The sequence below is a fragment of the Sphingomonas sp. genome (assembly GCF_036388215.1).
In the GTDB taxonomy this organism is placed as follows: Bacteria; Pseudomonadota; Alphaproteobacteria; order Sphingomonadales; family Sphingomonadaceae; genus Sphingomonas.
Genome location: NZ_DASVSH010000011.1, coordinates 49,598 through 71,182 on the forward strand (window position 1 = coordinate 49,598; position 21,585 = coordinate 71,182).

General features: G+C 62.4%; 15 protein-coding genes. 7 read left to right on the plus strand and 8 right to left on the minus strand.

What is annotated here, in order from left to right; genetic code table 11:
* The first annotated feature begins 318 nt into the window (after positions 1-318).
* Genes dcm through VF617_RS05030 form a run of 4 tightly spaced genes read left to right on the plus strand, consistent with a single transcriptional unit; the run spans position 319 to position 6,428 of the window.
* Positions 319-1,653, plus strand: coding sequence for a DNA (cytosine-5-)-methyltransferase (dcm, locus tag VF617_RS05015; protein WP_331013773.1), 1,335 nt, complete (start codon positions 319-321; stop codon positions 1,651-1,653).
* Positions 1,643-3,196: an ATP-binding protein gene (locus VF617_RS05020; RefSeq protein ID WP_331013774.1), complete on the plus strand. Its 1,554-nt coding sequence runs from the start codon at positions 1,643-1,645 to the stop codon at positions 3,194-3,196. Before dcm ends, VF617_RS05020 begins: the two co-directional genes overlap by 11 nt.
* Before the next feature lie 9 nt (positions 3,197-3,205).
* Entirely contained in the window at positions 3,206-5,434 is a 2,229-nt protein-coding gene (locus VF617_RS05025; protein WP_331013775.1) for a Z1 domain-containing protein, read from the plus strand.
* Positions 5,435-5,453: 19 nt separating this feature from the next.
* On the plus strand, positions 5,454-6,428 hold the full coding sequence (locus VF617_RS05030; RefSeq protein WP_414713955.1) for a PD-(D/E)XK motif protein: 975 nt from the start codon (positions 5,454-5,456) through the stop codon (positions 6,426-6,428).
* On the opposite strand, the gene VF617_RS05035 is transcribed toward VF617_RS05030, so the two are convergent.
* The 4 genes from VF617_RS05035 to VF617_RS16505 all read right to left on the minus strand — a co-directional run bounded on the left by VF617_RS05035 (position 6,425) and on the right by VF617_RS16505 (position 9,822).
* Positions 6,425-6,952, minus strand: coding sequence for a hypothetical protein (locus tag VF617_RS05035; protein WP_331013777.1), 528 nt, complete (start codon positions 6,950-6,952; stop codon positions 6,425-6,427). The two genes, VF617_RS05030 and VF617_RS05035, sit on opposite strands and share 4 nt — an antisense overlap.
* Before the next feature lie 149 nt (positions 6,953-7,101).
* Positions 7,102-7,560 (minus strand): hypothetical protein, encoded by a 459-nt coding sequence (locus VF617_RS05040; RefSeq protein ID WP_331013778.1) that lies wholly within the window; start codon positions 7,558-7,560, stop codon positions 7,102-7,104.
* Positions 7,561-7,570: 10 nt separating this feature from the next.
* Entirely contained in the window at positions 7,571-9,634 is a 2,064-nt protein-coding gene (locus VF617_RS05045) for a phage/plasmid primase, P4 family (RefSeq protein ID WP_331013779.1), read from the minus strand.
* Between the two features lie 5 nt (positions 9,635-9,639).
* Positions 9,640-9,822: a helix-turn-helix transcriptional regulator gene (locus VF617_RS16505; protein WP_414713956.1), complete on the minus strand. Its 183-nt coding sequence runs from the start codon at positions 9,820-9,822 to the stop codon at positions 9,640-9,642.
* Between the two features lie 373 nt (positions 9,823-10,195).
* On the opposite strand from VF617_RS16505, the gene VF617_RS05050 reads away from it, so the two are divergent.
* The gene (locus VF617_RS05050; protein ID WP_331013780.1) at positions 10,196-11,020 is read left to right on the plus strand and encodes a hypothetical protein; all 825 of its coding nucleotides are present in this window, start codon (positions 10,196-10,198) and stop codon (positions 11,018-11,020) included.
* Here VF617_RS05050 and VF617_RS05055 read toward each other — a convergent pair.
* Positions 10,968-12,173 (minus strand): tyrosine-type recombinase/integrase, encoded by a 1,206-nt coding sequence (locus VF617_RS05055; RefSeq protein WP_331013781.1) that lies wholly within the window; start codon positions 12,171-12,173, stop codon positions 10,968-10,970. The two genes, VF617_RS05050 and VF617_RS05055, sit on opposite strands and share 53 nt — an antisense overlap.
* 349 nt (positions 12,174-12,522) lie before the next feature.
* Here VF617_RS05055 and VF617_RS05060 point away from each other — a divergent pair, with 349 nt between their 5' ends.
* Positions 12,523-14,037, plus strand: a complete 1,515-nt coding sequence (locus VF617_RS05060) for an MFS transporter (RefSeq protein ID WP_331013782.1) — start codon at positions 12,523-12,525, stop codon at positions 14,035-14,037.
* A gap of 22 nt (positions 14,038-14,059) precedes the next feature.
* Here VF617_RS05060 and VF617_RS05065 read toward each other — a convergent pair whose 3' ends face one another.
* A complete protein-coding gene (locus VF617_RS05065; RefSeq protein WP_331013783.1) occupies positions 14,060-14,530 on the minus strand; it encodes a DUF4142 domain-containing protein in 471 nt (156 codons plus the stop codon).
* A gap of 325 nt (positions 14,531-14,855) precedes the next feature.
* On the opposite strand from VF617_RS05065, the gene VF617_RS05070 reads away from it, so the two are divergent.
* Positions 14,856-15,392: a ferritin-like domain-containing protein gene (locus VF617_RS05070; RefSeq protein WP_331013784.1), complete on the plus strand. Its 537-nt coding sequence runs from the start codon at positions 14,856-14,858 to the stop codon at positions 15,390-15,392.
* Positions 15,393-15,558: 166 nt separating this feature from the next.
* Here VF617_RS05070 and VF617_RS05075 read toward each other — a convergent pair whose 3' ends face one another.
* Together VF617_RS05075 and VF617_RS05080 are read right to left on the minus strand one after the other, a co-directional pair.
* Positions 15,559-16,338: an OmpA family protein gene (locus tag VF617_RS05075; RefSeq protein WP_414713957.1), complete on the minus strand. Its 780-nt coding sequence runs from the start codon at positions 16,336-16,338 to the stop codon at positions 15,559-15,561.
* A gap of 162 nt (positions 16,339-16,500) precedes the next feature.
* On the minus strand, positions 16,501-21,456 hold the full coding sequence (locus tag VF617_RS05080; protein WP_331013786.1) for a hypothetical protein: 4,956 nt from the start codon (positions 21,454-21,456) through the stop codon (positions 16,501-16,503).
* Positions 21,457-21,585 lie beyond the last annotated feature (129 nt).

Here is a 21,585-nt window from a genome sequence, read left to right on the forward strand (position 1 = left end):
CACCAATTATCCCATCCGCCATCCGCATATATTTTTTCAGCTTTTTGCACTTTAGCAAGTCCGACAGCACGAATGCGACAGCTTTGACAACCTCCCGTAACTGGTGCAGTTTGGTGCAACGAGGTGTGATGTGACCAAACCGTTAGAGCAGAAGCGGTTTACGGTGTCGCTGAATAGAGCGGACTACGATTCCTTGATGGCTTTAAGTAGCGCCCACCGCCCACCGCTTACGCTAAACTACGTTGTCGGCGTTGCGGTGAAGAATTTGCTTGATCGCCAAGCGGCGCGGCAACTCAAATTTCCGTTGGACGAGTGACCTTGGCAGGGCTTCGCTTCATTGACCTATTCGCCGGTCTGGGCGGATTCCATCAGGCGCTTGAACGCCAAGGCCACCATTGCGTTTTCGCGTCCGAACTCGATCCAGTGCTGGGTGATCTTTACGAGAAAAACTTCGGCTTGAAGCCTAAGGGCGATATCCGGGAAGCCTTCGCCGAAGTTCCGGCCCACGATATTTTGACCGCGGGTTTTCCTTGCCAGCCGTTTTCCAAGGCCGGCGATCAACTCGGCTTTGACTGTCCGCAATGGGGGGACTTGTTTGACTATGTGCTCAAGATTCTGGGCACGCATCAGCCTGCCTATCTTCTGATCGAGAATGTCCCGAACCTGATCCGTCACGATGACGGTAAGACGTGGGAAAAGATCAAGGAAAAGCTCGAAGCCATCGGCTACGAAGTCGATCTCGGCAAGCTGTCCCCACACATGTTCGGGGTGCCACAGGTGCGAGAGCGCGCAATCATAGTCGGTGCGAGAAAGGGCCTTGCCCACTTCGTCTGGCCGACAGCAACACACCGGCCAGAGAGTGTCAGCATCAGATCCGTGCTGGACAAAAATCCTCCGAATGCGAAGGCCCTTGGACCCAAATTCATCCAATACCTAGAAGCTTGGCAAGACTTGATCGACGCCTTGCCGAAGGGAGAGGATTTACCGTCTTTCCCCATCTGGGCGATGGAGTTCGGGGCAACATATCCTTTCCGCGACCTGTCTCCGCACAAGATCGGCTTCGATAACATCGGGTCTTTCAAAGGCGCGCTCGGCCGTTCGCTAAAAGGGTTGACTGCCGAGGAGGTCAAGGCAGCGCTACCCGCTTATGCGCGGGGCGAGAGCGACGCCTTCCCCGAGTGGAAGCAGCATTTCATTCGCCAAAATCGGGAGTTCTATAAGCGGCACAAGGCGATCATCGACCCGTGGCTCCCGCGTATAGGAGATTTCGCCGCGAGCTTTCAAAAGCTCGAATGGAATTGGAAGGGCGGGCCGCGCGACCTTTGGCAGGCCGTCCTGCAGTTTCGAGCGTCGGGCATTCGGGCAAAGCGCCCGACCGCCGCTCCGTCGCTCGTCGCACTCACGACAAGTCAGGTTCCGGTGATCCCTTGGGAAGGGCGCTACATGACGATGCGAGAGTGTGCCCGCTTGCAGAGCATGGGCCAACTCGAGTTCTTGCCGGAAAGCCAAGGAGCCGCGCACAAGGCCTTAGGCAACGCGGTCAACGTCGATGTGATCGCCGCCGTCGCGGAAGCGCTCATCAAGACACCCTCCGAGACGCTAGAGGTCTCAGTTCGGCCGCGCGCTCGCACGGAGGCGAGCCTTGCAGCCTGATGCCGCAGGCCAGGGCCGCATCACCGCTGTTCCCATACGACCGGGCGTCAGTGTTCTCTCAATACTACGCCACCTCAATTATAAGACGTGGTTCGCGCTCGCCGAGTTTGTCGACAACGCCGTGCAAAGCTACGTCGCCAACAAGGAGCAATTAGAAGCGCTCCACGGGCCGGAATTCCGGCTCAAGGTCGGTATCGTCATCGAGGCTGTTGCTCCGACCCGCATTGTGATCCGCGACAATGCCGCGGGCATAGCGTCGAAGGACTTTCCAAGAGCGTTCCGGCCGGCGGCGGTCCCGCCCGATCGCACTGGCCTCTCTGAATTTGGCATGGGCATGAAAAGCGCGGCCTGCTGGTTTGCGCCCCGATGGTCTGTCCGTACAAAGGCGCTTGGCGAGACGGTAGAACGGCTGGTCCGATTCGACGTTGCCAGTATTGTCCGTGACCAACTCGAAGAGTTGGATATCGACGACACCCCATCCACGGCTAACGCTCATTTCACCGAGATTGTGCTCGAAGAACCCTACCACGTTCCCGCCGGCCGGACGCTCGGCAAGATCAAGGATCACCTCACCGACATTTACCGCGTCTATGTCAGGAAGGGGATTCTGGAGCTTCGGTTGAACTCTGATCTCCTTGAATATGCGCCACCACGATTGCTCAATGCGCCTTTCGTGAGGAAGCCGGATGACGGCGCCAAAGAGTGGCTCTGCGATATCAACTTTGACTTGGGCGGCGGGTTGTCCGCGCATGGCTTCGCGGGGTTGATGGACCCGATGAACACCAACCGATCGGGGTTCGCACTTTTCCGGCGCGGACGCTTGATCGAGGGCAGCGGCGACGAAGGCTACCGTCCGCCCTTCATCTTTGGACAGCCGGGCAATTTCAAATGGCGCAGGCTGTTCGGTGAGTTGCACCTAGAGGGGTTCGAGGTCAGCCACACCAAAGATGGCTTCCGCTGGGACGAGAACGAGCAGCCATTCCTCGAATTGCTGCGAGAAGAACTCGATAAGGACGAGTTGCCGCTCTTGCGTCAGGCCGACCTTTATCGCGTTCAGGTTGCCCGTAATGAACTTGCCGATGCGGCGCAGAAGGCCATCGCCAGCGCGGTTGAGGCCATGCAGACGACGTTGCCCGATGCTTTGCCGGGCTTGGTCGCCGAAGAACCAGTCGAGACCGACACCACGCCACTTGAGCCCGAACCTACGCTTGCCGCGCGCGAGTTGATGATCTCATTCCGCGAGCAGAAATGGCTGCTGCGCATCGAGATGACCAACGATCCAGCCGAGGGTGATTGGCTGGCCGTCAGCGACCAGCCCGCCCGGGCAGATGGGGTGCAGGTGCTGCAAATCCGCCTCTCGCTTGTTCACCCCTTCATGGTGAGCTTCGTGCAGGCCGATCCGGAAGCGATGGAGGCGACGCTGCGTTTGGCAGCGGGCCTAGCTCTTTCAGAAAAGCTCGCACGGGGAACAGGGGTAAAGCTTGCGGGCACGATCCGCCGCAACCTAAATGAATTGTTGCGTGAGGCTTTGGCTAAACCCTAAGTTCCGACCATGACCGACGGCCGCGCAACGATAACCCCAATCCCGCCCGCACTTCCGCCGGGCGCTAATTGGGAAGTCTTTACTGGAGAGGAAGCGCGGGATTTAGTAGCGCGCAAGCTGGCGCATGAAAGCGAAGAAGCGCGAGAGGCCGTCCTTAACTCGGCTGCATCCATTCTCTCTAAATCTGCCAATCCGCAGGCCGACACCGGCAGCGAGACCGGCCTCGTTGTCGGGTACGTGCAGAGCGGCAAGACCCTTTCGTTCACCACTGTCATGGCGCTGGCGCGGGACAATGGTTTTCAAATCGTCATCGTTGTCGCTGGCATTTCCAAGCTGCTCTTGAAGCAATCCACCGACAGGCTCCGCAAGGATCTTCAAATCGATGAGATCGAAGGCTCGTTGCAGTGGCGGCTTTACACCAATCCGCTCGATAACGAGACGAGCCGCCGCCATATTCAACAGACGTTGGGAGAATGGTCCGATCCGGCTGTGCCGCAAAGCGAGCGGGCGACCATTCTGATCACCGTCATGAAGAACCACCGCTGGCTGCGCACGCTGGTAGGGCTTCTGCGGCACCTCGACCTCACCGGCGTTCCGACCCTCATCATTGACGATGAGGCTGACCAAGCCAGTTTGAACACGCTCGTGAACCAGCAGCGTCAGAGCACGACCTATCAGCGCCTGCTCGAATTGCGCGATGCCGTGCCGAACCACACGTTCTTGCAATACACGGCGACGCCACAGGCACCGCTGCTCATTAACATTATTGATGCGCTTTCGCCGGGCTTCGTGGAGGTGCTTGAACCCGGCACCGGCTATGTCGGCGGACAGCTCTTTTTTCAGGGCAACATGCCTCTCGTACGCGTGATCGACCCGCAGGACATCTCCACAGATGACAACCCTCTGACCGATCCACCCGAGCCGTTGCGCGAAGCCCTGCGCATCTTTCTACTCGGTGTGGCGGCGGGGCTTCTCGAAGGCCGCAGCGCGCGCAACGCGCGCCGGTCAATGCTGGTGCATCCGTCACAGCGCACGGATTCCCATGCCGAGTATTGGCGCTGGATCAGTGACATGTTTGACGATTGGCAGCGGATTTTGGACCTGCCGGACGGCGACCCGGATAAGCAGGATTTGGTCGATGAGTTTCGCCAGTCTCATGCTGAGTTGGACGGGACCGTGGACCACCTGCCCAGCTTCGAGAATGTTAGCTTGCAACTCCGCCGCGCGTTCCGCTTGACCAAGATCGAGCAGGTCAATGCGCGCGGGGGCAGCACGCCTGAGATCGACTGGAGTCAGTCTTACGGATGGATTCTGGTTGGCGGTCAGGCGATGGACAGAGGCTTCACGGTCGAGGGCCTGACTGTCACTTACATGCCGCGCGGCCCCGGCGTGGGAAATGCCGACACCGTCCAGCAACGCGGGCGATTTTTCGGCTACAAGCAGCGCTATCTCGGATTTTGTCGCGTCTATCTTGAACAGGACGCCCTCAACGCCTTTGAGGAATATGTCGAGCATGAGAATGACATGCGCCGCCAATTGCAGGAGGTTCAGCAACGTGGCGGTCCCTTGAGCGATTGGAAGCGAGCCTTCGTGCTTTCCCCGGCGCTCTCGGCCTGTCGCCGTAACATTATCGAGTTCGATTATGTGCGCGGCAATTACGCAGATCGGTGGTTCTATCCTTCAATCGCTGAAGCACCCGATGGAGTGATGAACGCTAATCGCTTGACCACGGAGGCCTTCGTCGCCGGTCTCGCTCTTGAGCAAGACCCAAACACAGCCGACCGGGAGCCAGCTCAGCGTCATCGCGTGCAGCGGGGTTTGTCGCTTGCGCAAATCGTCAGCGACTTGATCGTGCCGTTCCGCGTGACGGGAGCCGGGGACTCCCGCAATCTTGTCGGATTGATGCTGCAAATATCGCGGGCGCTGGAAAACAACGGCGACGAGCACTGCACGGTCTATCAAGTCAGCCCGGAATTTGCGCGATCCCGCGCAATTGACGCCAACGGCAAGATCAACGAGCTTTTCCAGGGCGCCACCCGCCTTGCCTCGGGCGGCTACAGCTATCCGGGCGATACGGCCTTTCGTGACGACGAGACTGTGACCGTGCAATTGCATCGGCTCAATCTTCGTCGGAATGACGAACCCGTTGCCGATGACGTGCCGGTGATTGCCATTTGGATTCCGAGAAGGCTCGAATTGGACTGGGTTTCACAGCACCAGCCCCATCAAGATGCCTGACCTAGGCCTGTCCGCATTGATGGCAGGGATTGGTCCGGGTTCGTCTGGCGAGGCCGGATCATCTTTTTCGGTTCGAGCTATCCCCGGTTATTCCCGGCACTACGTCGGCAGAAGCGTTGGCGGCCAACCGAGCCTCTTACTTGGTAGTGACGCAGGCCCGTTCCATGCGCCTGTCCGATTGGCCTTGCTCGAAGCTCGTTTTGGCAACCTTCATCGCATCCGGTCGCACGACGGCGAGGAGCGCGAGGAATTACTCTCGGTCATCACCTGCACCTCTGAGGAGGTGCAGGCCCAATCCTACTTCCTCCATGTATGCGAGACGATCGTTCGGATCGTCGGCGATCAACCGACGCTTCCCGATATCGTCAGTGCCGTACAAAGGCTGATCGACCTGTTCAGGCACATCGCGCGACCCGCGACGCGATCCCTGAACGGTCTTCTTGGTGAGTTGATACTTATCGCCGCCAGCAGGAACCTCCCCGCAACCGTTGGGGCTTGGCGCAGCAGCGATTACGACCGCTTCGACTTTTCTACGGGCGACGTGCGGCTGGACGTGAAGGCGGCAGCCGACAGGACAAGGGCTCATCACCTATCGGCCGAACAATGCCAGCCGCCTCCTGGCACCGCTGGCCTGCTTGCATCCGTGTTCATCGAAAGCAGTGGCGGCGGTCAATCGTTGGGGGAGTTGCTGCAAGTCATCGAAACCGCACTTGCCGGTCGGGATGACTTGATCCTCAAGGTGCAGCAGGCCGTGGCTGAAACGCTTGGCGACACGCTACCTTCGGCAATGGAGGCGCGTTTCGACGATCATCTGGCACGGTCTTCCATCCAATTTTACGACCTGATGACGGTTCCTGCGATCAGAGGCGGAGTGCCACCTGAGGTCAGCAAAATTCACTTTCGATCCGATCTCACGCAGATTGCGCCGTTGACACGGAATGACGTCGAGGCTTTCCCACCGTCTGCATGGAATCTCCTGCCGACATTCCGCTAATCTTTGTTGGCGCGATTGCCGTCACGTCGCCACCGGCCGGGGGGATTCCGCTGCGCGTGAGTAAGACGGCGCTCCCCAGAGAATAAGGCGTAAGCCGTTCCCTTGCCCTGAAGCACGTTGGCAACCGTGCCCGGCGCACAGCGAAACGCGGCGGCAAGCTCACGGCGAGAGAAGCCTCGCTTGCGGTATTCGCCGATCGCCAAGTGCGACCATGCGGGGAGTTGAGCTTTGCCGCGGACCTGTGCCATTTGCAGGCCGTGTTCGGCCCGCATCGCCCATACGGCGGCGTCAACGGCTGCCATGATCGCTGGCTCAGAGCGGGCCGCTTCGATTGCTGCCGCCCGATAGGTCGCAACGGTAGAGCGGGAGCGGCGCAGCGCGGCCGCATGGAAAGCGAGCGAGAAACCCGGCATCAATAGCTGAGCGTGGAAGGCGGTACGATCCTCGCCTCGCTTAGGCGGGCGAACCGGCTGCCACGGTTTGCCATCGACCCTCAACGCCCGTTCTGAGTGAGAATTGGTCATTAGAACCACGCCTCCACAGTGTCTCGTCTGTCACTCTTATTTTCCCATTGCCAGGACAGTAGGACAGTTAGGACGGTCGGTTATTAGGTCCGAGCAAATGAGCGGCAGAGAGAGCTTTATGTGGAACCCTCCTGACCGTCCTAACTGTCCTATGCGGCGGCGGCATAGGACAGGTAACGCGGGTAGAGCTGGAAGGGATCGGCTGCATCATCCGGCGCAGGCAGCGACTTCATTAGCAGCACGCGGTCGCGGCGCATAAAGACGGTTGGCTCAAACGGGTCGGATAGACGCAACCGGCCGGTCCCTGCGCGGATAAGATAGCCGATAGCGGTCACGTCCCCGGCAAGTTCGTTTGCCCCGAACGCTTCAACCCATTGGTCCACTTCGCGCGTGGGCCAAGCGACAACGGCAAATCGCGTCTCATCGGATCGCCAATCGCTCATACAGACGCGCAGCGGGATCGAGCCTAGCGTCGCGTCGAACAGAGCCGACGTGCGCGCTCCCAGCGGATCACGGTTCGGTGCAAGCGGATCGCAACGCCCGGTTCGGATAGCCTCGTTGGCGGCGGCGGCAAGCAGGGCAAGGAAGGCGTGGGAGCGGTGGTTCATATTATCTCTCCTAAAGGGTTGTGCGGAGCTGCAAGCCGACACGGTATTGAACGCCCCCGCGCTTGTCCGGCAGGAACCCGCGTTTGCTGAGCGTCCGACCAAACATGGTGGTGCTTACAGGCGATCGGCCGTTGTCATTCGAGTGGTGCCGATAGCTGCCGTAGAGCGTCTGCGCGGACACGGCGGCGTCGGCTGCAAGCTCACATCGCTCGTCTATAAATTGCCCGACGGAGTCCATATCGGCCCGATATTCGGCATTCGCCGCTGCCACGGCCACGGGCGTGGGTAGGCCATGCTTGTACCAATCCACTGCCCCGCGAATGATCCATGCGAGGATGCCAGCCTGTTCCGCCGCTAGCTTGTCGGCAAGTTGCCGGTCCTGTTCTTCCGGCGTGAACACGCGGGTGAACGGGATGGTGCGAATGCGTCGCCAGATCGCCGGATCATTGCCATTCACCTGCGGCAGTTGATTAGTGGCGAGGAACAACTTGAACGTCGGCCGGAAGGAGATGAACTCCTTAAACAAGAAACGCGCGACGATCGGCTCGTCGCCCGTCACCTGCTTCAAAAGTGCGTCGGCAAGCCGCTGGTCGGCGTTCGCCTCAGAAGCGGTGACGAACCGCGTTCCTGCCAGCCGCGCCAAGTCATTGGACGCGCCGCCCGACTTAACGGTCAGCGTATCGGTGGGCGTATGCTTGCCATACGAGCCGAGCACCGAACGCATAGCGTTCAGGGCCGTGCTCTTGCCGTTCGCGCCTTCCCCATGGAGCACGAAGAAGCATTGCTCTCGCGTTTCGCCTGTGGCGGCATAGCCGACCGCACGCTGGACATATTCGACAAGTTCGGGGTCATGCGCCAGCACATCGGCGATGAAGGTCTCGAACACTGGGCACGGAGCAGCCGGATCATATTCAATGTCTATGACGTGGGTTGCGAAGGCGTCCCGGTCGTGCGGCAGCAGCTCGCCCGTCCGCAAATCAACCATGCCGTTCGCCACGTTGAGCAAGTGCGGCTGGCGATCGAAGGCATCGAACTTGATCGGCACGCCCGGCTCGGTTTTGGCCAGTTCGATCATGCCCGAGATGCGGGCGGCGGTTTGCGACTTGAAGGCGAAGGCCATGCGGCGCTTAGATGTGTCCGGGTCGTTCACCAGCTTTGCGGCAGTTAGCAGCCCGTCCACCACCCGCTTAGCCTGCCGGGTGATATGGCCTTCATCATCGCGCGCCCAATGCTGACCATCCCAACAGAACCAGTGGCGCGACGCGGGTTCAAATCGGGCATTGCCGTCCAACGCATCGACCAACCGGCGGGCATTGCCCAACTCAGTTTCAGCATGGTCTGAACCCGGATCATACCGCATGGCGCTTTGCACAATGCGCTCGACTTCATCGGCGTCGAGCGGCGGCGCGCAACGCGCCGTGTTCTCGGCTTGCACAGCCGCAATGATCGCTTCGGGAGAGAGCCCGCGGGCGCGCAGCCCACTCGCCATGCGGAACAGCGTATCGTTCCGGCCGCCTTCTTCAACCGCTCCACTGGACGGCACCGCAGCTGACTTGATGCGCTTGCCGCCCCGCGCCAACTCAATCAGGTGCGCGGGCGCGTCGGCAATCGGCACGTCGGCTTCCCACGCATACGCCTTGCCCGTGTCGGGGTGGACGCTAGGCGCGGCGACCACATAGCCGTCGCACTTGACGTCTAGCCCTTTGAAGTCCGCGACGTTGGGCCGATCGCTCAGCCCGGTGGCACCTTCGGGCAGGCGGAAGAACAGGTGAAAACCGCCCCCGCCGGTGATGGCGCGCTTGGTCGCTGGCAGCTTGCCATAAGTCCGCTCGAAACGTTCGAAGCTCGCGTCGCCGCCATTACGTGGATCGATATCCAGCACTAGCAGGCGGGACCGCTCGCCAGTCAGAATGCCGATATTGCGGTTAGTATCGGGCGTGAACCATGCCGCGACCTGTTCCCGGTCACTGGTCGCGTCCTTCTTGCCATGCGACGTGGCAGGTACTTTGCTCCGGGGACGAAGCGGGAGAACGGCTATACCCTGTTCGGCATAGTCGGCAGCGGCAGCGGACATAACGTTCATCGCACAACCGCCCCACTTACGATGAACTTATCAAGTTCTTGAACTGAATAGCGCACCGCAGAGCCCAAACGGAAAAATTTTGGGCCTTTACCAGCCCAGCGCCAACGAGACAGAGTCTTGGGAGCGAGACCGAGATAGGCGGCAGCGTCTATCTCTCGGAGCAATTGGGGCGTTGTCATCTTCACGGTGTCCTTGTGCGATTTGATACGCACTGCGTTGTCGCCTGGCGCTGCGCTCCGCTACTGGTTGTTCGACAACCAGGCTCGCGATGAGTCCGACCGTTCCAACTCGTCGATGAACTGAGTCAAACGTCTTCCCTCCGACTCGTTGCGTGGCGGTACTGGACATGCGATCAAGGCCTTGCCTTTGGTAAATCCCAAGGGCGGGGGCTGGTAATCCCCAGACGAACGTAGGCCGGTCGCAGCTATGTGGCCGGGCGGCGGGCGCGCATGTCCAAGACTTCGGTCCAAAGGCGTCCGCGCTCTGTCCTACGTGCAGGGATTACCACGCCCGGCTTTCAAGCCGGGCACGCTCCCAACAAGGGGAGCAAGCATGATCTTCAATCCAACCCGGTGTTCGCTTGTCGCCAGTGCACTAGCGCTAACGCTTTCGCACAGCGCCGTCTCGCAATCTCAGAGCGCCCTATCGCCCACTCGCTACAAAGATGCGGTCGCAAAGATCACAGATTGCGCAGCGTTCAAAGCTGCGCTCAAAACGCTCCCAAGCGCCAATAGCTTTATGCGCGTGATCGCTAGAACGCCCGGAGCAACCAAGTCGGAATTTGAAAGCAAAGCTGAATATAGGAGTAGAATTGCCGAGAATCTTGATTTCGCAGTGGGCGATGCCTCACGGGTTTATATCGTATCTAGGGTCAATAAGTCTTGGACTTCCTACACCGCGGAAAATGGTATGGAGGCATTGAACTTCCGCGCTTGGCCGGGGCTTGATGAAAACCGGCTAGACCTTTCGCTAGATTGGTCGAGCGTTACGACAGGCTCCTACGTGGGGACCACCGCCATGGGATCAAAGCGGCGTGTAGAAAAGCGGCGACAGGAAACACTTACGGTGGGTGTTTTCTTCCCCCGGCGCGTCATCGAAGACACCGTGTATTTCAAGTTGAGTGGTCCCGATGCTGCGTCCCTCGCCAATGGCGCGGGACGGCTGCATGTCCTTGGCGAGTTAGTCGGAGCTTCATCCCGCAGGTCGAGCGGATCACCTACCTTTACAAACCCATTGGAAACGCAAACCACCTTCGATGAGGCGCATCTCAGGGCGCGATGTGCCTACCTCACGCTCAACGATCGCGTGCTCGACGCGTGGAGCTTCAACCAATGGAGTTTGGAGAGGAACGCGTCGCCTCGGCTTGGGCCGATGTAAGCCGCATAAGTTCTGCCCCGATCGCGTCGGCAGCGACGCGCACGGGGTCTTGCGCTAAATGTGCGTAACGGCTGGTCGTTGCTGCCTGAGTATGGCCCAGCAAGCGCCCGAGCAGGGGCAAGCTCATTCCAAGCCCCGCGCCAATGCTGGCGTAAGTATGCCGCAGGTCGTGAATGCGAACGTCGTCCAGCCCCGCCAAAGCGCGCAAGGCGCGCCACGGCTTTTGCAGGTTCACCAGAGCCGCCCCTTTTCGCTGGCCGGCGATAACAAATATCTCGTCCCGAGCGTCGGCTTTCAGATCGGCAAGGACCGCGACAGCGGCGTCGCCAAGCGAAACCAACAATGCGCCGTTCTTAGTGTCAGGCAGGCGCATGACTTTCGCATCTAGGTCAATCCAAGACCACCGGAGCCCAAGCACTTCATTCAAACGCCGCCCGGTGAGCATCAACAGCTTGATTGCAGCTATCGCGCTGGGCGACGCCTTCCCGGCGGCATCAACTGAGTTGAGCACCGCCCACAGTCGGGCGACTTCGGCGCCGGACAGATAGCGTTCGCGCTTTTCCTCCCGATAACGGTCGATGTTCTTTGCGGGATTGGAACCGTCCGCACGCAAGCCCCAGCGTTCGGCAAGGCCAAACATCTTACTTGTCATCGCCAGCATTCGGTTGGCTTCGTAAGGCGTGGTGCGCAGGGAGTGATGCAACGCTGCTATGTCGGGGCGGGTAACAGATGCCACCTTCTTCGCGCCCAATGCGGGAAGCAAGTGCGTGTCGATCAGCCGTCGATCATTGCGGATTGACGTAGCCTTCTTACGGGTCTCAGCGTGTTCCGCCATATACCGGGCGCATAGGTCCCGCACGGTGGGCGCGGCTCGGTCATCTGTCCTAGACTGCGATGGGTCTTTGCCTTGCGCTACGTCTGCAAGCCAGCGACGTGCTATCTCCCGTGCCGCTTCCGGACGCGTCGGGCCATGCACGCCAATTGTGGGGCGTCGTTGCTGCCCGTCCTTGTTGCGATAGTAGAGGAAATAGGACCGCCTGCCTTTGGGCGTCACTTTACAACCGAAGCCTGCCAGTTCGGTATCCCAGACAATCACGTCAGCCGCTTCCGGCTTGATCGCTTCAACGCCGCGAACGGTCAGCTTCGCCTTCATCGCTACTCTCCATCAGGTAGCAGCTAGGTAGCACATTGCAGCGAATCACGGCAACTGGTATCGAATCACAGCGTAGGAAGAATGCTGCTCTTTCTAAGGCTTAGCGTAGGCAAGCGCAGTGGAGCGATAGCTGGCAAACAACGTGACGTGAGACTCTTAATCAGCGGGTCCTTGGTTCGAGCCCAAGTGCGTCCACCATATTTTTCAAATTGCTGGCAAACGATACGTCGATCGGGGTTGACGCCCGAACGCGCGTCGTCGCTTCCCGCTTTGAGATATCCCTCCCTTCTCTCGCATCCGAACTGCTGCCGCGGAGTTACCTCCCCGGCTGGATGCTGCGGAGCAAAAAGTGGTGCTCGAACCCCAAGCGGTGATCACTGAGGACGAGCGCGAGGCTGGCCTGCGCCACCTCGTCATCGAAGCGGCCTATTCGAGTGGCGCGGTGGCGCTCACCGGCGGCGTGATCCTTACCGCGTTCGCGCTGCATCTGGGAGCGTCAAACCTGATGATCGGGATTCTCGCCAGCGCGCCGTTCCTCACGCAGCTGCTGCAAGTCCCGGCGATCCTGATCATCGAGCGCACGCGCGCGCGAAAGCGCATCGCCGTCCTCACCAGCATATTCGGTCGCCTGATGCTGCTGGTGATGGCCGCGACTGCGTTTGCCGCCGGGACCGCGCCACTGCTGGTATTCCTGGCCGCACAATATGTCCTTTGCGGCCTGAGCGCGGTGGGGGCCTGCGCGTGGAACGCTTGGATACGCGATCTTGCGCCCGAAGATCGGCTGGGGCGGGTATTCGCGCGGCGGACCACCTGGGCGGCGGGGATCAGCCTGCTCGGCGGCCTGACGGCGGCGCTGATTCTGGAGCAGACCGCCGACGGATCCACAGCGCGCAGCTTCGCCTTTGCGGGCAAGTTCTTGGTCGGCTGCGTCACCGGGCTGATCAGCGCCCGCATCGTCAGCCTGATGCCCGAGCCGCGGATGCCGCCGGCGGGCGAGCGCGTCGGTCTCGCCGTGTTGCTGCGCGCGCCTTTTTCCGATCGCAATTTCGCGCGGCTGATGGGATTCGTCGCAAGCTGGCAATTCTCGGTGAACCTCGCCACGCCATTCTTCACGGTCTTCATCGTCGAGCAATTGCGCTTCGATGTCAGCGTGGTGATGGTGCTGAGCGCCGTCAGCCAGCTCGCCAATCTGCTGGCACTGCGCACCTGGGGGCAATTGAGCGACCGCTTCACGAACAAGTCGGTGATGCTGGTTTGCGCGCCGGCCTATATCCTTTGCATCGTCGCGATGATCGGCGCGTCGCAATTCGACGAACGCGGGCTCGTCCTCGGCTGGCTGGTCGTGCTCCATGCCTTGATGGGCGCCTCCGTGGCCGGGGTGACGCTTGGATCCACGAACATCGCGCTGAAGCTGTCGCCGCGCGGGTCCGCCACTGCCTATGTCGCGGCGAACGCGCTGGCGACCGCGCTTGCGGCCGGCATTGCTCCGATCCTTGGCGGTCTTCTTGCCGATTTCTTCGCCAGCCGGCAGCTCGAATTGCTGATCCGCTGGACCAGCCCCAACGGCATATGGTCCTTCCCCTTTCGCCTGACGCATTGGGATTTCTATTTCCTGATAGCGGGGATCCTGGGCCTGTATGCGATCCACCGCCTCTCGCTGGTACGCGAAGAGGGCGAGATCGAGCGCGCCGAGATGATCGGTGAAGTTCTGGCGCTGACGCGGCGCGCGATCCGCAACGTTTCGAGTGTCGCCGGCCTGAGGGCGGCGACCGACCTGCCGGTCTCGTTGCTGCGCGATGCGAGAGTTCGGTTCAGGCTCGCCCGGGCGCAGAGTCGGGAGGCGAAACCCCGCGAAAGACCTTGACCCGCGCGGCCCGCGGCCAAGCTCAGTTCGGAGAAAGCGTCCGCAGCTGATCGATGTGTCGCTGGATGATGGGCACCGCCGTGGTAGCCGTCTGGCGCAGTTGCGGATTGTCGCCACGCTGCGCGAAGTTGCTGTGCAGTGCGAGGGCCATGCGATGCGCCATCCGCTGCTGCCGCAGGTACATCCGATCGAAGTCCGCGCCATTCGCCGGCTGCAGCTCCTCCAGCATCGCGCGCTGGGGCGGCATGAGCATCGGCGGCGGCGGAGTCATCCCCGCGGCCTGCGCGGCCTGCATAACCTGCTGGGTGGTCATGGTATGATGATCGATCATCATCTGCGCGAACTCGCGCACGGCCGGCGACTGCGCGCGCTGAAGCGCCAGGCGCGACGATTCGATCTCATACATGTCGCTCGATCCCGCCATTGCGACATAGCCCATGGCGTCGCTGGGCGTCGGGTCCGCCGGCATGTTGGCGCTCGACCCGGGAGTCATCGGTGCGCAACCTGCAATTAGTGCGGCCGCGCTCGCGCAGATAAGTAAATGTCTCACAGTGTGATCTCCCTGTTGCCTACCCAAACAACAATGCCCCCCGACAGTTCCAATTACTAACTCATGTTATTGATATACTGCGCCTCTGATCCCGTAGATGATGCTCATTACTGTAAATTATTGGGATAGCAGCCTAAACATAGATCAAATAACTGCGTTTCTACCGTGAAAATCTGTCGGCGCAGCGCAATCCCAAGCCTCGCCGCCCTCCACCGGCAACCTTCGCCCGGAGGCGCCGTTCCCCTCGCGACCCCTAAGGAGCGAAGACATGGCGACGACGTATCAAGGATCATCCGAGGCTCTCCAGGACCTGTTCATCGTCGGGCTGAGAAATGCCCACGCGCTGGAGAAGCAGGCGCTCTCGATCATGACGCCGCAGGTGGCGCGCATCGAAAATTATCCCGAGATGGCGGAGCGGCTGCGCGCGCATATCGAGGAAACGAACGGCCAGCTCACGCGCCTGGACGAGTTGCTCGCCGATCTGGACACAAGCGGCTCCACGCTGAAAGACCTTGGGCTGAGCCTGACGGGCGGCATGGCTGCGATGAGCCACAGCATCGCCGGTGACGAAATCCTGAAGGACACCTTCGCGAATTACGCCTTCGAGAATTTCGAGATCGCGGCCTATAAGTCGCTGATCGCCATGGCCGAACATGGCGGCTTCGGAAGCGCGACGCCCGCGCTTCAGGAGACCCTGCGCGAGGAGCAGGCGATGGCGCAGTGGATCGACGAGGCGCTGCCGTCGATCACACGGCGCTATGCGGATCTCTATGCGCAGGAAGGATCGTTCGAGGCCAAAATCTGACAGGAGTCTAGACCCGGCAAATCAGATTTTTGCGCGCGCAAGGAAGCAGTTGCCCTGATCCAGCCGGGAGCGCTTAGCGGCGGGGCAGGGCGCAGCCGGAGCCGCGCCGGTGGGCATGCGAGAAATGCGTTGTGAGGGGCGGCTCGTCCGAGCCGCCCCTGCTCGTTCAATTGTCGCGGTCGAAGCGATCGGCGCGCTCGCCCAGCAGTGTGACTTCGACGCGGCGGTTCAGGCGCATTCCCGCGGGCGTGCCGTTGGTGGCGACCGGCTCTCCTTCGCCGCGTCCCTCGACCCTAAAGCGCGCGCGGGTCACTCCCATCTGGTCGAATGCGGAACGCACGCTCTCTGCGCGGCGCTCGGACAGGTTCTGGTTGTGCGCATCGCTGCCACGCGAATCGGTGTGGCCGATGATCGCGACGCGGATGCCGGGATTGGCGCGGAGATAGCCGGCCAGCGGCCGCAGCTTTTCGACCGCGCCGGGGCGCAGATCGGCGCTGTCGGTTCGGAAGAGCACCTCTTCCTGCATCGTCATGGTCGCGCCTGCCGAGGTCTGGCGGAAGCGGTAATTGCGCATCGCGCCACGGTCCCACCCGCCGCCGCTATCGGGGCGAACAACGACCTCGTCGCGCGACGACCAGTCGAAGCCGCCGCGGCCGGGGCGGGCGATCTGGATGAAGATCCGGTTCGCTTCCTCGGCTTCGCGGCGGTTGATACGGCCATCGCGATTGTCATCGAAATTACGCATGACAAAGGCGCGGCCGCGATTGGTGTTGCGCAGCTCGCGGTGGAGCAGGGGAACGCCCGCGCCGATCAGCCGATATTCGCGGTCGCCCGAGCGGCCTCCGCTCCAATCCCAGTTTCGCTGTTGCGCGATTGCGGGGCCACAGGCCCCGACGATCGCCGCCGAAGCGGCCAGGGCGCCAAGCGCCCGCTTATGAAGCTTCATCATTATCATCTCCTTGGCCCCGCCATGGCCCGGAGATGTCAGATGCTGGTTTAACCGCGGGTGAGGATCAGTGACAGCCGATGTTCACGGTCCCGCCGCCTATCCCTGGTTGGAAAGAGGACGGCGGCAGGGGCCTTGGGGGCACCCTGCCGCCCGGTCAGTTTAGAAGCCGACGCGGATGCCCGCGCGGCCGCCGCCGCCCTTATAGGCCTTGCTGAAATCGCCAAAGCCTTCGACGAAGCCAGTCACGCCGCCCGGGGTGGCCACGCTCCAGCCGACCTTGACCTCCGCATAATCGGCGATCCGGCGATTGCCGTAGTTCAGCGTCGTGCCACCGCTGGTGAAGGCGATGCCCTGTTCACCCTCGAATTCGTGAACATAATTGCCTTGGACATAGACCTGCGCCTTCGAGCCGCCCATCGCCATGTCGCCGCCCAGGCGGAGCCCGGCCTTGCCGCGCATCCCCTCGAGCGTGTCGAAATCCACCCTGGCATTGAGGACATTGAGGTCATCGATGTCGGTCCGCACGATCGCGATGCTGGCCACCGGCTCGGCATAGAAGCCTGCCGATCCGAAATGCAGGCCCACTTCGCCGCGTGCGCCATAGGTGTTGCCCTTCAGGCGGCCGAAATAGCCCGCCGTCGCGTCGCGCGACCGTATCCAGCTATGGTCATATTTGCCCAGCACATTGGCGAACACGGGTCCTGCGGAGAAGCTGGCATAGACCCCCGCATTCGCGACCCCATAGTTCACGCGATTAGGCGAATTGGCGAAATTCAGCACCGAGCCGAGATAGCCGCCCGTAATGCCGAAGGCGAACGCGCTGCCCGAGCCGAAATCGAGTCCGGCCTGTCCGCCAAATGCATCCTGCTCATAGGACAGATCGACGGTGCGCGACTGGCCGAAGGCGGTGGCCACCTGTTGGGTCTCCCGGGTGTTCGTCTGGCCATACATCTGGGCCCAGAACCGCGCGCCCGACGCATCTTCGTCCGCCAGCGTCCGCGCATTGGTCATATGTGCCGCCACGGCATCGGCCGACTTGTGCCAAAGCTGCTGCGCGCCCTCGGTCACCTTGAGCGTGCGGAACACGGCGTTGCTCGGGCCGGCGATGAAGCTGTAGCTGTTCGTGCCCGGCGTGAAGCCCAGCGAGTAGGTGATGAAGCCCTGATCGGGCGTGGGCGCCAGCACGAAAGCGCCGGCCGAGGATCCCGCGCCGCCGGTCGCGAAGACCGTGCCGGGGTTCAGGATCGCCCCATTCCCGTCAACGCGCGTGACCACCAGCGTGGTCTGGCCGGTGATCGCGCCGCCCGCGATGAGGCGGTCGGAAACCGAAGCAGATCCGGCATTGGCGAACGCGACATCGACGCCGAGAACGCTGTTGCCCGATCCGGTGAACGTCCCCGAAGTCGAGAGCGTATCGCCGGCATGGCCATTGCGCAGATCGACGAGCCCGCTGTTGTTGAACGCTTCGAGCTCGGTAAGGTTTACCGTGCCCGCCACCGTCGTGCCCGGCAGCACCGCGAATGTGCCGCTGTTGTTGAAGGTGTCGGTGCCCGCGCCGAACGCCTGGCTGAACATTGCGCGATACGTGCCGCTGTTGTTCACCACGTCGTTGCCGGCGGTGAAGCCGACGAGGCCGGTGAACGTGCCGCTGTTGTTGAACGTCAGGGCGCCGCCGCCGGTGGCCGCGAGGATGTTCGCCGTGCCGTCGCCCGTGATCGTGCCCGCATTGTTGACGGTCGAGCCCGTGGCCGAAGTAAGCAGCGCGCCGCGGCCGGCCGCCGTGAGCGATCCGCCGGTCCCCAGCGTCAGCGCGGCGGTGGTGCCGCCCGTGACGAGGATCGCGTTGGTCGCGCCCGGGGCAGTGACCGCGCCGTTGATCGTGACCGCCGCCGGACCCGTGACGCTGCGCGCCACGATAGCCGATGCGCCCGTGCCGGTCGTCGATACTGCACCCGTGCTGACATTGACTGGGCCGGACTGCGAAAGGACGTTGATCGCAGTCGAGTTCGCGCCGGTCGTGCGGACCGTGCCGGTCGAGGTCAAGGTAACCCCGCTAGCGGCGTTGGCGAAGATGCCGTTGGCATTGGCGCCCGCGGTAGTGACGGCGCCCGTGAAATTGCCGGTGATCGTCCCGCCCGCGCCAGTCGCGACGAGCCTGACGCCATCCGCGCTGGCGCCCAGGGTGCTTGCCGATCCGATATTGGCCGTGATCGGCCCGGTCGTCGCGGTCGCGAGGATTGCATCCGCGCGCGTCACGACTGCGCCCGCCGTGACGATCGTGCCCGTCGAAGAAGCCGAGCCCACGTTGAGCGTGACGCCCGTGCCGCCGGTGACCGAGACGCCCGATCCGCCATTGCCGCCTGCATTGGCGCTCGTCGCGGTGACCGAGACCAGCCTGCTGGCGTCGCCGAAGATGGCATTGCCCTGTGTCGCGCTCGCGGCGCCGCTGGTGATCGTCAGATTGCCGTTATTGGCATGCCCTTCCACTGCGAAGGCGCCCGCGCCGGTAGCGGTGGTGGTCGTCGCATTGATCGTGACGCCGTTGTTGAGGCTCTGGCCATAGATGGTCGCAGTCCGGCTGCCCGTGGTCGATGCCGTGCCGCTGGTGATGTTGACCGCGCCGCCGCCGATTGCGCCGACCGCGGTTGCAAAGTCGCCGCGCGTCGATGCCGTGCCGCTGGTGACGGTCACGCTGCCCGCGCCGCTCGCATAGCCGAATACCGCATCCGAAGTGTCGCTGGTTCCCGCGTCGAACCCGAGGCCCGTGGTCGTGGTGGTGCCCGCGTTGATCACGATGTTGCCGTCGGTGGTCTGCGCCCACACGCCCTGCGAACCGACGCCCGAAGTGTTCACGGTGCCGCTGCGGATCGTGTTCGAGCCGGTGGTCGATTCCGTGCTGATGCCAAAGGCTCTCGCCCCTGTGCTGGTCGCGCTGGTGCTGGTCACGTCGATCGCGCCCGTTTCGCTCGACGCGCGGATCGTGGCGAAGTCAGCCGCATCATTCGACGCGGTGCCGGAGACGACCGTGACCGTGCCTGCTCCAGTCGTGTTCGCAACTATGCCGTAGCGGCCCGCTCCACGCACAGTGACGCTCTGGCTGTTGACCAGAACATTACCGCCGCCGGACGAGACTGCCGCAATGCCGGCTGCATTGGGAGCCACAGCCGCCGTCGCGCCGTTTAGCGTCACGACGTTCGAGACCACGGTGGCGTTACCCGTCGCAAGAGCGACGACGCCCGACTGGGTCGTACCCTGGGCTGCGCCCGTGCCATTGTTCGTCACGGTGCCGTTTCCGGCCGTGGCGTTGCCAATGATTGCTGCCGCGCCGCCATTCGACGTGACCGTGCCACCTGCTGCCGTGGTGACGTCGAAGGCCCGTCCCGCGACGTTGATCGCCCCTGCGGTGCGCGAAGTGATGTTACCGGTCGTGGCGACGCTGGCATTGCCGGCGAGCGACTGCGCGCGGATCGCCAGTGCATTCGCTTCGACGCTGCCGGCGCTGACCGAAACGCCGGTGCGGCCGTCGGCGAAGATGCCGCCCGAATTTGCTGCGGTGCTGGTGTTGGTCAGCGCGCCGGAAACGACTGCGGTGCTGCCGTTGTTCGAAATTGCAGTGATCCCGTTCTGCGCGGCAGAACCGGTCAACGTGCCGCTGTTAACCGTGGCGTTGCCCGCCGTGGTCGCGTTGGCGAAAATTCCGCTGGTCGTAGAGCCGGTGGTGCCGGCGGTGGTGCTGTTGACGACTACGCCGTTCGCGCCGATCGCCTGGATCGCGATGCCGGTGTCGGTGCTGGTCGCGACATTGCTGGTCACGGTGGCGAGACCGGCGCTGTTCGCGACGATCGCGTTCCCGAGCGAAGTGGTGGTGCCGTTGTTCGTGATCGTCACCGGGCCGGTGCCATTGGCGACGATCGCATTGAAGCTGCCCGTCGAGGAAGTGTTCGTGCCCGCGGCGGTGGTGATGTTGATCGTGCTGCCGTTGGCGGTGATCGCGGTGCGTCCGGCGGTGGTGTTGCCGGTCGTCGCGATCGTCACTGCGCCGGTGCCGGCCACGGAAATCCCGTCCGATCCCGCGCCCGTGGCGCTGATGATGCCGCTGGTGATCGTCGTGGCGCCGGTGCCGGGAGTGATCAGCATCGCGGTCGAGTTCGGGCCTGTCGTGGTAATCGTGCCGCTGGTGATGTTGATCGGTGCCGCGGGCGTGCTCACCACGATGCCGCGCGCGCCGTTCGCGCCTGTCGTGATGGTGCCGCTGCGGATCACCACGCTGGCGCCGCTCTGGACGCTGAGCGCGTCGGAAGACTGGGTAGTGCGCGCGATCTGGCTGTCGAGCACCACGGAGCCGCCCGAATTGATCAGGATCGCCGCCTGGCCATTGCCAAGCGCTTCGGTGGTGCCCGCGCGCACCGTGGCGCCGCCGGTTCCGGCGAAGACGAAGATCGCTGTGCCCGAGTTGCCTGCGGCGTTTGTGTTGCGCGCGGTCCCGCTGGTGAGGTTCACCGTCTGGCCCTGCGCGACGATGGCGTTCGGGCTGGTGAGTCCGCTTGCGGTCGCCAGATTGCTGACGATGGTGGTCGTGAGGGGCAGGGCGCCCCCGTTCGAGCCGGTGAAGATCGCGCGCTGGCCGCCGTTCGTCGTGTCGGCGGTAATCAGGACGTTGCCGGCGGTGAGCGCCTGGATTCCGCGGCTGTTGACGGTGTTGTTCGAATTGACGACGCCCGTGTCGATCGAGATGTTGCCGGTCGTCGCGCGCGCATCGATCCCATAGACCGTGCCCGTGCCCGAAGCATTCACGGCGTCCACGCCGATTACGATGTTGCCGGGCCCGGTGTTGGTCGCCGCGATGCCCGCGCCGATGAGGGGCGTGTTGTTGGTGGTGTTGATCGTGCCGTGGTCCAGCGTGATGTTGCCGCCGGTCGTGGTGATATCGACCGTGCGCGGTCCGCCCGAACGCGTGCCGGTTTCGATCAGGGTATAATCAGTTGTGCCGACCGACGTGACGTTCTGTGCGCTGGCGATTCCCGGCAGGAGGATTGCGCCCAAGGCGCTCCCCGCGAGAATGAGTGCACGCGAAGAATGCAGACGGCGAAGCACCGCGTGTGTCGAATTAAGCATCAAGAATTTCCCTCTGGTCGCCCAAGATCGGTCCGCTGCGCTTCCACGATCGGAGCGCCCGCGATGCCTCGACCGTGACACTGATCCGAGTCAGCGGCAAGCGAATCCCGAATTCGATGGGCGATTCTT

Coding starts and splice junctions, on each gene's coding strand:
- VF617_RS05025 (WP_331013775.1), top strand. CDS start 3,206: ATGACCGACGGCCGCGCAACGATAACCCCAATCCCGCCCGCACTTCCG.
- VF617_RS05030 (WP_414713955.1), top strand. CDS start 5,454: ATGGCAGGGATTGGTCCGGGTTCGTCTGGCGAGGCCGGATCATCTTTT.
- VF617_RS05035 (WP_331013777.1), bottom strand. CDS start 6,952: ATGACCAATTCTCACTCAGAACGGGCGTTGAGGGTCGATGGCAAACCG.
- VF617_RS05040 (WP_331013778.1), bottom strand. CDS start 7,560: ATGAACCACCGCTCCCACGCCTTCCTTGCCCTGCTTGCCGCCGCCGCC.
- VF617_RS05045 (WP_331013779.1), bottom strand. CDS start 9,634: ATGTCCGCTGCCGCTGCCGACTATGCCGAACAGGGTATAGCCGTTCTC.
- VF617_RS16505 (WP_414713956.1), bottom strand. CDS start 9,822: ATGACAACGCCCCAATTGCTCCGAGAGATAGACGCTGCCGCCTATCTC.
- VF617_RS05050 (WP_331013780.1), top strand. CDS start 10,196: ATGATCTTCAATCCAACCCGGTGTTCGCTTGTCGCCAGTGCACTAGCG.
- VF617_RS05055 (WP_331013781.1), bottom strand. CDS start 12,173: ATGAAGGCGAAGCTGACCGTTCGCGGCGTTGAAGCGATCAAGCCGGAA.
- VF617_RS05065 (WP_331013783.1), bottom strand. CDS start 14,530: ATGACTCCCGGGTCGAGCGCCAACATGCCGGCGGACCCGACGCCCAGC.
- VF617_RS05070 (WP_331013784.1), top strand. CDS start 14,856: ATGGCGACGACGTATCAAGGATCATCCGAGGCTCTCCAGGACCTGTTC.
- VF617_RS05075 (WP_414713957.1), bottom strand. CDS start 16,338: ATGAAGCTTCATAAGCGGGCGCTTGGCGCCCTGGCCGCTTCGGCGGCG.
- VF617_RS05080 (WP_331013786.1), bottom strand. CDS start 21,456: ATGCTTAATTCGACACACGCGGTGCTTCGCCGTCTGCATTCTTCGCGT.